This is a genomic window from Gordonia hongkongensis (assembly GCF_023078355.1).
In the GTDB taxonomy this organism is placed as follows: Bacteria; Actinomycetota; Actinomycetes; order Mycobacteriales; family Mycobacteriaceae; genus Gordonia; species Gordonia hongkongensis.
Map to the genome: position 1 here is coordinate 5,053,261 of NZ_CP095552.1, position 12,290 is coordinate 5,065,550.

The following is a 12,290-nucleotide window of genomic DNA, read 5'->3' on the forward strand; positions in this document are numbered from 1 at the left end:
TCACTGCTCCCTTTGGTAGGACTTGCCGACGACCTGGGCGTACTCCTGTGCCTGGGCGAGCGCGTCGTCGACACTGATCTGACCGGCGATGGCTGCCGAGATCTGTTGACTCACCCGGGTTCCGAGGTCTTGGAACTCCGGGATCGCGAGGAACTGGACGCCGGTGTAGGGCACCGGCTCGAGGGTCGGCTTCAACTGGTTCGCTGCGCGCATCGCGCTCAGTGTCTGCTCGGCGAACGGCGCGGCGAGTTCCTTGTAGGCCGGCAGTTCATACGTGGACAGGCGGCTGCCCGGTGGGACGTGACTGGGCCCCAGGGACTCCGAGACGTACTCGATGTAGCTCTTGCTGGTCATCCACCGGATGAACTTCCACGCCTCGTCCTGGTGCTCGCTGCTGGTGGGGATGCCGAGCGACCAGGTGTAGAGCCAGCCGTTGTCTCCCTTGGCCATACTGGGCGCCGGCAGGTAGCCGACGTCCCCGGCGATCGACGAGGTGTCCGGGCTCTCGAGCACCGACACCGCCGAGGTCGCGTCGTACCACATCGCGACCTGGCCCTGCGACAACAGGTTTCCGCACTCCTGGAAACCCGACGACGCGGCGCCGGCCTCGCCGTGGTTCCGGACGGTGTCGACGTAGAACTTCACCGCCGCGGCGACCTCCGGACTGTCGAGCTGCGCGTTCCAGTACTCGTCGTACCAGCGGCCGCCGAAGGCGTTGATCACCGTGTTGAGCGGGGCGAGCACCTCACCCCAGCCGGGCTTGCCGCGCAAGCAGATGCCCGCGGTGCGCTCGTTGTCGAGCTTGGCCGCCGCCTCCGCGACCTGTGGCCACGTCGGTTGGGCCGGCAACGACACCCCCGCCTCGGCGAAGAGCTTCTTGTTGTACATCAGGAACGACGACTCGCCGTAGAAGGGCGCCGAGTACATCGAACCATCGTGAGACAGAGCCGTTTTCAGCGTCGGGATGAAGTCGTCGGCGTCGTACTCGGGATCCGCATCCATGTACGGGCTCAGATTCACGAGCCAGCCGTACTCGCCCCACATCGGGGTCTCGTAGTTGCTGATCATCACGACGTCGAACTCACCGCCGCCGGTGGCCACCGATGCGGTGATCTTGGCCCGCGCCTCGTTCTCGGAGAGGGTCACGAATCGCACCGTGACGCCGGGATTCTGCTCCTCGAACTGCGTGGACAGCTTGACCGCGTCCTGCATCTGCGAGTTGGAGACCATCGCGACGGTGATCTCGCGACCACCGCCGCCGGTGAGTGAACCGGCGCCGGAGCAGCCGGTCAGCACCAGCGTCACGGTCGCGATGATCGCACCCAGCGCCCATCGCACTCGGTGTCGGGAGAACATCATTGTTCGCCTTTCTCTTGCACCACCAGCCATTCGGCGGTGGCGAGGTCGGTGACGAGAATGGTGGCGTAGCCACCGCGCAGTGCACCGAGGATGGATTCGCGACGGTGTGTGCCACCGGACACGAGGATCGATGTCGGGCAGGCCCGGACCGCGTCGAGCGACACCGAGACGGTCCGATCGACGAGACTGGAGGGCACCGCGACGCCGTGCGCGTCGTAGAAGCGTCCGCCGATCTCTCCGACCGCGCCGAGTTCCAGGAGTTCGTCGAGGACGACGGCATCGATGAACGAGCCCTCGAACAACGTGGTCGACGTCGACACCGACCCGACGCCGAAGAGCATCACCTGTGCACCGCGCGCCGCCGAGAGCGCCTGCGACAGAATCGAATCACGGTTCACGGCGGTGACCGTCTCCGGGTCGACATAGAGCGGTGCGACCAGCCGCAGCGGACGGGCATGAAGACGTTCGGAGAACCGGGACAGCGCATGGTCGACGCCGGTGTGGTACTCCACCGAGGTCATCGAGCCGTCCATCTGCACGACCCGCTGACACGACGCCGATGCGGCCATGGCGTCGGCGACAGCCACCTGCTCCGGCCCCCAGGTGAATCCGAAGGTGTCGGTCGCCTGGATGCGGCGGGTGAGCACCGAGGCCCCGGCGCGGCCGAGCGCGGCGTTGCCGGTGGTGGTGCCGTCGGCCACCTCGTCGATGATGAGCACCTCGTCGAGACCCAGGGTCTCTTCCACCGCGCGTTCGAGATCGGTGTGGATCGAGGCCGAGAGGTGCGCCGGCGCAGCCACGGACACGCGGACGAGGCCTTGCGCCCGGGCTCGCGCCACCAGCCGACCGGCGGTCGGCCGCGAGACGCCCAGGCGTGATGCGATCTCGGCCTGGGTGAGCCCCTCGAGGTGGTACATCGTCGCGGCGCGGACGAGAAGACGCAGGTCCTGGCCGGAGTCGGGAGTTCCGCGCGAGGCCGCGCGGACTGTCGAGACGGACGGCTCGCCGTCGTCGCTCGTCGACTTCCGAGGTGCCATGGTCGCGTGCCCCGTCCCTGTCGTCGCCGTCGCCCGTTGAGCCAACGACGGTGAGCATCTGCTCACTGGCGGTCAATGTGCTCAATAAGCTAGCATCCGGGTGTGACCCACGCAACAGCCGATCGCCCCATAGCGGACGTTCCCGACGCGATGCGCGCCGCCGTCCTGCATCCCGATCTCTCGGTGACCACCGAAAGTCGCAGGTCGCCGGACCCGGAGCCCGGTGACGTCACGGTGGCCGTGCGCGCGGTGGGGGTCTGCGGGTCCGACACCCACTACTTTCGTCACGGACGGATCGGCGAGTACGTGGTCCGCGAACCGCTCGTCCTCGGTCACGAGGCGGCCGGGGTCGTCGTCGCCGTCGGGGAAGGGGTGGACCCGGGCCGGGTCGGCGAGCGGGTGTCCATCGAACCGCAGCGTCCCGACCCGACCACAGCGGAGAGCAGACGCGGTGACTACCACCTGTGCCCACACATGCGGTTCTACGCGACGCCTCCGGTGGACGGCGCCTTCGCCGAATTCGTGACCATCGGAGCCGATTTCGCCCATCCCGTGCCACCCGAGGTCTCCGACGAGGCCGCCGCCCTGTTCGAGCCGCTCTCCGTGGGCATCGCCGCGATGCGCAAAGCCGAGGTGTCGGTGGGCGGCTCGGTCCTGATCGCCGGCGCGGGTCCGATCGGCCTGATGGTGGCGCAGGTCGCCCGGGCGTCCGGTCTCGCACGCATCGTCGTCAGTGAGCCCGATGAGCAGCGACGTTCTCGCGCACTCGAATTCGGTGCCACCACGGTGATCGAGCCCGGAACCGGGAGCGAACCCGTCGACGCCTTCGTCGATGCCAGCGGTGTCGCGGGTGCGGTCCGGGATGGACTGGCCCGGGTGCGTCCCGGCGGGCGCGTCGTCCTCGTCGGGATGGGCGCCGACTCGATGGAACTGCCGGTGTCGCTCATCCAGAACCGCGAACTGGTGCTGACCGGGGTGTTCCGCTATGCCAACACCTGGCCGACGGCTCTCGCGCTGGTCCGGAGCGGCGCCGTCGACCTCGATGCGATGGTCACCGCCCGGTTCGGACTCGACCAACTCACGGATGCACTGAATTCCGATCGCACACCCGGCACCATCAAAGCTGTGGTCTACCCGTCTCTTTCGAGATACCTGCCCGGGCCCGCCGATACCGCCCCGAACGAGACGGAAGGAACTCGTCGATGAGCACACCCCTGAACAACGAGACGATGTCGGGCCTCGCCGGCGTGGACGTCCCGACGTACGACCGTTCGGGCGTCACCCCCGGGATCGTGCACTTCGGTGTGGGTGCGTTCCACCGTGCACACCAGGCGATGTACCTCGACCGTCTCCTCGCGACCGACGCGTCGGCGAGCGGGTGGGGCATCTGCGGGGTCGGCGTCCGTACGGCCGACGCCGCGATGCGCGACGCCCTGGGGCCGCAGGACGGACTGTTCACACTCACCCTCAAACACCCCGACGGCGCCGTCGAGACCTCGGTGATCGGATCGATCGTCGAATACCTCTACGCTCCAGACGATCCTGAGAAAGTCATCGAGCGGCTCAGCGACCCGGCGACACGCATCGTCTCGCTGACGGTGACCGAGGGCGGCTACAACTTCTCACCGTCGACCGGCGAGTTCGACGCCACGAACCCGGACATCGTCGCCGACCTTGAGACCAGTGCGCCGCCGCGCACCGTCTTCGGACTGGTGACCGAGGCACTCGCGCGGCGCCGGGACCGCGGTGTCCCGTCGTTCACGGTCATGTCGTGCGACAACATCCAGGGCAACGGGCACATGGCACGATCGACCTTCCTCGCCTATGCGCAGCTGCGCGATCCGGAACTGGCCGCGTGGATCGAATCCAACACCCGGTTCCCGAACTCGATGGTGGACCGCATCACCCCGGCCACACCGCCCGAGTTGGCCGCCGAGGTCGCCGATCGCACCGGTGTCGACGACAACTGGCCGGTGGTCGCCGAGCCCTTCACGCAGTGGGTGCTCGAGGACGAGTTCTCGATGGGACGCCCCGCACTGGAGCAGGTGGGAGTCCAGGTCGTCGACGACGTCACCCCGTACGAGCTGATGAAGTTGCGACTGCTCAACGCCGGTCACCAGGCGCTGTGCTACTTCGGATATCTGCTCGGGTACCGCTACGTCCACGACGCGTCGTCCGACCCGGACATCCGGAACCTGCTGCACCGCTACATGACCGAAGAAGGCGCAACCACCCTCCGTCCGCTTCCCGGCGTCGACGTCGAGGAGTACATCGACACCCTCCTCGAACGTTTCGCCAACCCGGCGATCGGTGACACCATCGCGCGACTGTGTCAGGACTCCTCCGACCGCATCCCGAAGTGGCTGGTCCCGGTGATCCGCGAGCGCCTCGAACAGGGCCGGCGAAGCGACCTCGCCGCTGCGGTCGTGGCGAGCTGGACCCGCTACGCCGAGGGCACCGACGAGGCGGGGGAACCGATCGACGTCGTCGACCCCCTTGCGGCCGAACTCGTTCCGCGAGCGCAACGGTCCCGCACCGACCCGCTGGCCTTCGTCGCCGACCCCGAGCTGTTCGGTACCCTCGCCCAGGATCCGCTGTTCACCACTCCGTATCTGTCGGCGCTGGATTCGTTGCGCAGCAAGGGAACCCGCGCGACACTGATCGACCTGCTCGCATGACGACGCTGGTCGCCGGGATCGATTCGTCGACCCAGTCATGCAAGGTGGTCGTCTGTGACGCCGACACCGGGCAGGTGGTGCGCACCGGGCACGCTGCGCACCCCGCCGGTACCGAGGTACACCCGGATCACTGGTGGGACGCACTGTGCACTGCGGTCGCCGCCGCGGGCGGCTTCGACGACGTCTCCGCGGTGTCCGTGGCGGGCCAGCAGCACGGCATGGTCTGTCTGGACGGGAACGGCCGGGTGGTCCGGGAAGCATTGCTGTGGAACGACACCCGATCCGCACCGAGCGCTGCTGCTCTCGTCGACGAGTTCGGCGGATCCGAGCAGTGGGCACGCTCTGTCGGGGTGGTGCCGGTGGCTTCCATCACCGCGACCAAACTCCGCTGGCTGGCCGACCACGAACCGGCGCACGCCGACGCCACGGCTGCGATCTGCCTTCCGCACGATTGGCTGACCTGGCGACTGCGCGACAGTCACGACCTCGCCGAGCTGACGACCGACCGCAGCGACGCCTCCGGCACCGGCTATTTCAGCGCGGCGACCGGCGAGTACCGAACCGATCTGCTCGACGCCGCGTTCCGCGGCCGTCGACCACTTCTGCCCCGGGTCCTCGGCCCCGCGGAACGGGCCGGCGTCACGCCGACCGGCGTCGTCGTGGGCGCCGGCGCGGGCGACAACGCCGCAGCCGCACTGGGACTGCACGCCGGCCCCGGGGATGCCGTTGTCTCCCTGGGCACGTCGGGCGTGGTCAGCGCCGTCGGCGACGTGGCGCCGAATGATCCGTCGGGTCTGGTGGCCGGGTTCGCGGACGCGACCGGGCGTCACCTGCCACTGGTCTGCACCCTGAACGGCGCCCCGGTGCTGGCGTCGACCGCGTCGATGCTCGGCGTGGACCTGGCCGAGTTCGCGCGGTTGGCCATGTCGGCTGAGCCCGGCGCGGGTGGCGTCACGATGGTGCCCTACTTCGCCGGCGAGCGCTCGCCGAACCTCCCCGACGCGACCGGCACGCTGACGGGGCTGACCGCGGCCAACTTCACCCCGGCCGCGATCGCCCGCGCGGCCGTCGAGGGCCTGGTCTCGTCTCTGGTGTTCTGCCGCGAACGAATCGAACAGCAGGGCATCGACGTCGAGCGCGTGCTGCTCACCGGCGGTGGCGCGAAGTCGGCTGCGGTGCGCCACATCGCACCGGGTCTGTTCGGCGGCGAGGTCGTCGTCCCCGCCGACGGCGAACACGTGGCGCTCGGTGCGGCGCGACAGGCCGCGTGGGCCCTGACCGGTGAACTGCCCGCGTGGGAGACATCGACCCAGACACTCACCGGGACGCCCACGCCCGAGGTGTACGCGCACTACCGGGAGGCCTCGCTCATGGTGGAACGCGAGGCGGGGCGGTAGGACTGCGGCGGCCCGGATACGCCGAACGTCCGGCAGCCGTGCGCACTTGCCGGGACAATGGCCCGGGGTCGGTACACAACCGAGGAGTGAGCGATGGTCGATTGGGACGGTGACCGGTACGCGGACGTGAGCGCCTTGCAGCGCATGGTCGCCGAGGAGTCGATCGGCGACCTCGAACTCACCGGGACCGAACGCCTGCTGGACATCGGGTGCGGCGACGGCTTCATCACGATGCTGCTCGCCGACCGGCTGCCGTCGGGCTCGGTCGTCGGCGTCGACGCCTCGCGCCGGATGATCGAACGCGCGCTGCTCCGGGTCCCGGCGGACCTGCTGCGCGTCCAGTTCCACGTCGACGACGTGCTTGCCCTGCCCTTCGACGACGACTTCGACATCGTGGTGTCGTTCAACGCGCTGCACTGGGTGCACGACCAGAGGGCAGCGCTGCAAGGAATCGCTCGCAGTCTCGTCGACGGCGGTCGGGCGGTGCTACAGATGGTGTGCGCCACCGAGAGACCGAGCATCGAGGACGTGGCGATGGAGGTCGCGGCGCAACCGGAGCGAAAGCGCTACTTCGAGGGCTTCGACGCGCCCTACGTCCACGTCGAACCGGCGCGATTCGGGGACCTCGCCACCGACGCCGGTTTCATCGCGGACGACCTGACGGTGAAAGACCTGAACTGGCAGTTCGATTCGGTCGACGACTTCCGAGCCTGGTTCGCGGTCGGGGCGTCGGATTGGACGAGCCGCCTACCGGACAGCGCAGTCGACGACTTCGTCGACACGGTCATCGATCGCTACACCGACGTCGTCGGCGAACCCGCACTGTTCCGGTTCAGCCAATTGCGCGCATCGCTGTCGAAACCTGCTCGCTCAGAGAACCTTTGCTGACCTTCCGGGCACCCCCGTCCCCTGATCCGAGAGAACGACAGCCCCAATGGTCCTTGAGGTGCGAGGAGCGATAGCGCCGCCCCCCGCTCCCTGAGGTGCGACGAGCGATAGCGCCGCCACCCCCCGCTCCCTGAGGTGCGAGGAGCGATAGCGCCGCCACCCCCGCTCCCTGAGGTGCGAGGAGCGATAGCGACGAGCCACGAAGGGCCTGGTGAGGCACCTTGCGAGGCCCTTCGAGGCTCGCTTCGCTCGCACCTCAGGGAACAGAAGGGTCACCGCTCGCACCTCAGGGAACAGAAGGGTCACCGCTCGCACCTCAGGGAACAGAAGGGTCACCGCTCGCACCTCAGGGAACAGAAGAGGTCACCGCTCGCACCTCAGGGAACAGAAGAGGTCACCGCTCGCACCTCAGGGGAGCACAGTCGACGGGGGGGTGAATCACTCCGGCACGTAGTTGAAGGTGTCCGGATCGGGCCCGATGCGCTCGTCGCTGTTGAGGCGGTCGATCTGGGCGACCTCGTCGTCGGACAGTTCGAAGTCGAACAGTGCGAAGTTCTCCTCGACGCGCGAGCGGGTCACCGACTTCGGGAAGACGATGTCGCCGCGCTGGATGTGCCACCGCAGGGTGACCTGCGCGGGCGAGCGGTCCTTGGACTTGGCGATCTCGGTGATTACCGGGTCGTCGGTCACCTTGCCCTGGGCGATCGGGGACCATGCCTCGGTCGCGATGCCGTGCTCGGAGTTGAACGCGCGCAACGGGTTCTGCGACAGATACGGGTGCACCTCGATCTGGTTCACCGCGGGTACGACGTCGGTCTCGTCGAAGAGACGCTGTAGATGCGCCTGCTGGAAGTTCGACACGCCGATCGCTCGCGCCTTGCCGTCGGCGTAGGCCTTCTCGAGCGCCTTCCAGGTCTGGACGTAATCGCCCACCTCCGGCAGTGGCCAGTGGATCAGGAAGAGGTCGATCTGCTCGACGCCGAGGTCGGCAAGGGTCCCGTCGAGCGCCTTCAGGGCGTCGTCGTAGTCGTGGAAGCCGTTGTTCAGCTTGCTGGTGATGAAGATGTCGTCGCGCGGAATGCCCGAATCGCGGACCGCTTCGCCGACGCCCTTCTCGTTGCCGTACATCTCTGCGGTGTCGATGTGGCGGTATCCGACCTCGAATGCGGTCAGAGTTGCTTCACGCGTGTCCTCCGGCGGAACCTGGAAGACTCCGAAACCCAACTGCGGGATGGTGATTCCGTTGTTCAGTGTGATGTTCGGGACTGCCATGAGCACTTGTCCTCTCTCTAGGGGTCGTCTATCTCTGCCCCGCACCCGCGCGGCGGGCGGTCTGGGGCCACGTTGTGGTTCAAGGCCACCGGCCCATCCGGGTATTCCCGGCCGGTCACGAACGGGTGCCGCCGGCGCCGAGCAACCGCTCGAGGAAATCCGGCGACAACGCTGCCGGCGCGGGACGGTCACCGGCACGAACACCGCGGGCGACGTCGTCGACGAGCCGGGTGAAGTCGTCGCCGCCATCCAGCGGGAACCGAACCATGCCCGACGCTGCGCACTGCGCCAGGACAGCCAGGGTCTGTGCACGTGCCTCGTCCGGCCGCCCGGCCGCGTCGAGACACATCGCCAGGAGTCGTCGCGCCCGCAGAATCGCTCGGTGGCGGCCGCTGCCGACCAACCTGTTCACCCACTCCTGCGCCCATCGACAGGCGACGTCAGGGGCTTCGGCGGACTCGCCGGCGTCGAGCATCAACCGGATCGCGGTCTCGGCATGGAGTTGCGCGACGATCGCCGCGATGCCGCGTGTCGGCACCTCGGCGTCGGCGTCGACACGCGCAGACACCCCTCGACGAGCCGGCAGGTGCCTCACCACCTGCTCGTTCTCGGCGACGGCACGCAGCCGCGGGGTGTCGAGCCGCTCGGCGATGTCCACGGCTTCGTCGAGGTAGGACCCCGCGACCGCCCGGTCACCGTGGCACAACGCCACGCGCGCCCCGACGAGATGCCGAGCCTCGATCATGTCGACGACGCCTTCGGCGGCCCCGATGAAGAAGCTCTCGTCGAGCAGCCGTTCGGCTTCGTACAGATCACCGCGCTCGTACCGGACCGCCGCGAGAAGGGCGCTGGCGAGTTGCGCACCCTGCGACTGGGTCGACGAACCCTGTTCGCGCGACAACCGCAGTCCCGTACGGAAGCATGCTTCGGCACGATCGAGGTCGAGCTGTTCGACGTAGGCGAGCCCGTCGAGTCCGTAGCCGTACATGACCGCGTACGGACCGGTGTTGCGTCGGTGTGCCGGGATCGCGCGTTGTTGCCAGCGGTGAGCCTCGTCGAAGTCGAATCGCAAGGTGGCGCCGAGGGTCCCGACATTGTGGATGGCCGACACGAGGAACGGCGGCAACCCGTCGAGGTCGTCGTCCAGGCGCGCCACCAGTTCGTCGAGCCCGTCGAGCCGGTCGGAGATGGCGCGCACGCACGCCTCGGCGATGTCGGCCTCACGGCGAATTCCCAGGGCAGCATCTGACCTCGCCAGTCGCTCGAGTGCGACCCGCGCCCGTTCGAGGGAGGCTTCGGCGAGCGCGGCGCGGTGCAGGAGGAGGTTCGCCCACGCGAGTTGCATCTGCAGGATCGGGTTGGCCGCCACCGTCACAGGCGGCAACTTCTCCATCAATGTGATCAGGGTGGTCATTCGCGAGTGTTCGATGAGTGACCGGCCGTAGGTCTCGACGAGTTCGATGGCACGGTCCGCATCACCGGCGGCGAGCGCATGGTCGACCGCCTCGGTCAGCATTCCGTGCCCCGCGAACCACTCCGACGCCCTGCGGTGCAGTTGCGGAATGAGTTGCGGTTCATCGCGTTCCAGCCTGCGCTGGAGAAACTCGGCGAACAGGGAGTGGAATCGGAACCACTGTCCGGCCTGATCGACCCGGGTGAGGAACAGGTCACGGAGCTCGATCTCCTCGAGCATGGCCTGTCCTCGCTCCTCGCCGCTCAGCGTGGTCGCGAGATCGGCGCAGATCCGTTCCGGCAGCGAGACGGTGAGCAGGAAGTGCAGGACCTCCGGTTCCAGCACGCCCAGGACGTTCTCGGCGAGGAAGTCACCGATGGCATGGTGCCGGCCGGAGATGTCACCGATCAGCTCGCCGGGACGCCCGGATCGGCGCAGCGACACACACGCCAGTTGCAGCGCCGCGACCCAACCGTCGGTCGATGACCACAGATCGGCGACCTCGTCGCCCCGCAGGTCCAGACCGGCGACATCAAGGAGGAACCGCCCGGCTTCCGCCTCGTCGAAACACAGTGCTTCCATGTCGATCTCGATGATCTCGTCGTGGACGTGCAGGCGACTGACCGGGAGGCCCCTCCGGGTGCGGCTGGTCACGATCACCTGCAGGTGATGACAACCGTGTTCGAGTAGATAGTCCATCACTCCGATGACCGCCGGGTCCGTCACCCGGTGCCAGTCGTCGACGATGAGCGCGATGCGCCGGCCGTGCTCGTGAACCTCGTTGATCAGCGATGTCAGCACGTACTCCTCGGCACGATCGCCGTGTTCCTCGACCGCCGCCGCGAGGTCGCCGACGGCGTCCGGGGCCGCCCGGCGCAGTGCCTCGACGAGGTCGGCGAGAAACCGTGCGACGTCGTTGTCGGTGTCGTCGACCGTTAGCCACGCCACCGGCACGCCGTCGACGGCGAGTTCCTCGGCCCACTGCGCCGCGACCGTGGTCTTTCCGTAGCCGGTGGGTGCGTGGATGAGCGTGAGACGGCGCAGCTTCCCGTCGCGCAGTGTCTTCAGGAGTCGGGCCCTGGTGACCTGTGCCCGAGGCCGGACGGGTGGGCGGAATTTCGTCGACGGCATGGGCAGCGTCATCGTCGTCCGCCGCCGCGGCGTCGTCGTCGTCGTCGTCGTCGAGGTAGCAGGTACCGTGGCCCCGTCTGGCAGCGCCATCCCGTCGAGTGGCACCCCGAGCCGCCGCTGCGCGTTCCGCAGTTCCTCGCCCAGCTCTGCCGCCGACCCGGGGCGGTCGGCGGGTTCGCGCGCCATCGCATGTTCGATGCAGCCGGACACCTCCGCGGGGAATCCGGCCGACGTGAGATCGGGGACTCCTTCGCTCGCGACGCGGAGGAAGTGCGCGACCACTTGCTCCCCGCTGCGCCTCTCGAACGCCGCGTGGCCGGTCAGCGCACAGAACAGGGTCGCGCCCAGCCCATAGACGTCGGAGGTCACTGATGGCGTCGCACCGGCGAGGAGTTCGGGCGCGGTGGAGGCGGGCGAACCGGTGACCAGATCGGCGTCGGTCTCGAAGCCGCCGGAGATACGGGCGATGCCGAAGTCGGTCAACTGGGGTTCGCCGTATTCGGTGAGCAGGATGTTCCCCGGCTTGATGTCGCGGTGCAGGGTGCCCGCCCGGTGGGCCGTCTCGAGCGCACCGGCCACCTTGATGCCGAGCCGGAGCACGTCGCGCCAGTCGAGCGGACCGTCCCTGCGGATGCGCAGATCCAACGATGCGTGGGGGTGGTATTGCATCACGATGAACGGAAAGCCCTCGGGCGTGGACCCGACCTCGAGGATGTTGACGATGTTCGGGTGCCCGGAGAGTCGTCCCATCGCACGCTGCTCACGCACGAACCGCTCGAGGTTCTGCGCGTCGAGGTGGTCGGTCAGCACCTTGACCGCGACATCGCGGTCCAATGCGGGCTGGCGGCAGCGATATACGGCACCGTAGCCACCACGACCGATCTCGACCGGATCGGCGAAACCTGCTTCCACCAGTTCACCGGCGACGTCGCGGACGGCATCGCGTTGTGTGGTCAGCGGATCGTTCTCGGCCATGACGTGCCTCGATCGCAGGTCGATCGCGTGGTGCCCTGTCCAGCCTACTCACGCAGACCCCGAACACCCGGGTTTCTTTCTCGAACGGGGTACCCGCGCA

The 12,290-nt window shown here is 68.1% G+C and carries 8 protein-coding genes; 4 read left to right on the plus strand and 4 right to left on the minus strand.

Features of this window, described 5'->3' with window-relative positions; translation table 11 throughout:
- Nucleotides 1-1,359 carry an ABC transporter substrate-binding protein gene (locus MVF96_RS22795; protein WP_247450599.1) on the minus strand — a complete coding sequence of 453 codons (1,359 nt, stop codon included), beginning with the start codon at nt 1,357-1,359 and terminating at the stop codon, nt 1-3.
- Complete coding sequence (locus tag MVF96_RS22800; protein WP_159371669.1) at nt 1,356-2,396, minus strand: sugar-binding transcriptional regulator; 1,041 nt, start codon at nt 2,394-2,396, stop codon at nt 1,356-1,358. Before MVF96_RS22800 ends, MVF96_RS22795 begins: the two co-directional genes overlap by 4 nt.
- Before the next feature lie 150 nt (nt 2,397-2,546).
- On the opposite strand from MVF96_RS22800, the gene MVF96_RS22805 reads away from it, so the two are divergent.
- The 4 genes from MVF96_RS22805 (at nt 2,547) to MVF96_RS22820 (ending at nt 7,359) form a co-directional block, all read left to right on the plus strand.
- Complete coding sequence (locus MVF96_RS22805) at nt 2,547-3,602, plus strand: NAD(P)-dependent alcohol dehydrogenase (protein ID WP_247452161.1); 1,056 nt, start codon at nt 2,547-2,549, stop codon at nt 3,600-3,602.
- Nucleotides 3,599-5,074 carry a mannitol dehydrogenase family protein gene (locus tag MVF96_RS22810; RefSeq protein ID WP_247450600.1) on the plus strand — a complete coding sequence of 492 codons (1,476 nt, stop codon included), beginning with the start codon at nt 3,599-3,601 and terminating at the stop codon, nt 5,072-5,074. Before MVF96_RS22805 ends, MVF96_RS22810 begins: the two co-directional genes overlap by 4 nt.
- Nucleotides 5,071-6,471 (plus strand): xylulokinase, encoded by a 1,401-nt coding sequence (gene xylB, locus MVF96_RS22815; protein WP_247450602.1) that lies wholly within the window; start codon nt 5,071-5,073, stop codon nt 6,469-6,471. The genes MVF96_RS22810 and xylB overlap by 4 nt, the downstream gene beginning before the upstream one ends.
- A gap of 93 nt (nt 6,472-6,564) precedes the next feature.
- Nucleotides 6,565-7,359, plus strand: coding sequence for a class I SAM-dependent methyltransferase (locus MVF96_RS22820; protein WP_247450603.1), 795 nt, complete (start codon nt 6,565-6,567; stop codon nt 7,357-7,359).
- A 438-nt stretch (nt 7,360-7,797) separates the two neighbouring features.
- Here MVF96_RS22820 and MVF96_RS22825 read toward each other — a convergent pair whose 3' ends face one another.
- Both MVF96_RS22825 and MVF96_RS22830 read right to left on the minus strand, forming a co-directional pair.
- On the minus strand, nt 7,798-8,631 hold the full coding sequence (locus MVF96_RS22825) for an aldo/keto reductase (protein WP_068972157.1): 834 nt from the start codon (nt 8,629-8,631) through the stop codon (nt 7,798-7,800).
- Nucleotides 8,632-8,746: 115 nt separating this feature from the next.
- The gene (locus MVF96_RS22830) at nt 8,747-12,190 is read right to left on the minus strand and encodes a serine/threonine-protein kinase (RefSeq protein WP_247450604.1); all 3,444 of its coding nucleotides are present in this window, start codon (nt 12,188-12,190) and stop codon (nt 8,747-8,749) included.
- Between the last annotated feature and the right edge of the window lie 100 nt (nt 12,191-12,290).

What these genes read in the sequence shown, in the direction of transcription:
- MVF96_RS22800 (WP_159371669.1), bottom strand. Translation starts at nt 2,396, where the DNA reads ATGGCACCTCGGAAGTCGACGAGCGACGACGGCGAGCCGTCCGTCTCG.
- MVF96_RS22830 (WP_247450604.1), bottom strand. Translation starts at nt 12,190, where the DNA reads ATGGCCGAGAACGATCCGCTGACCACACAACGCGATGCCGTCCGCGAC.
- MVF96_RS22810 (WP_247450600.1), top strand. Translation starts at nt 3,599, where the DNA reads ATGAGCACACCCCTGAACAACGAGACGATGTCGGGCCTCGCCGGCGTG.
- MVF96_RS22820 (WP_247450603.1), top strand. Translation starts at nt 6,565, where the DNA reads ATGGTCGATTGGGACGGTGACCGGTACGCGGACGTGAGCGCCTTGCAG.
- MVF96_RS22825 (WP_068972157.1), bottom strand. Translation starts at nt 8,631, where the DNA reads ATGGCAGTCCCGAACATCACACTGAACAACGGAATCACCATCCCGCAG.
- MVF96_RS22805 (WP_247452161.1), top strand. Translation starts at nt 2,547, where the DNA reads ATGCGCGCCGCCGTCCTGCATCCCGATCTCTCGGTGACCACCGAAAGT.
- MVF96_RS22795 (WP_247450599.1), bottom strand. Translation starts at nt 1,359, where the DNA reads ATGATGTTCTCCCGACACCGAGTGCGATGGGCGCTGGGTGCGATCATC.
- xylB (WP_247450602.1), top strand. Translation starts at nt 5,071, where the DNA reads ATGACGACGCTGGTCGCCGGGATCGATTCGTCGACCCAGTCATGCAAG.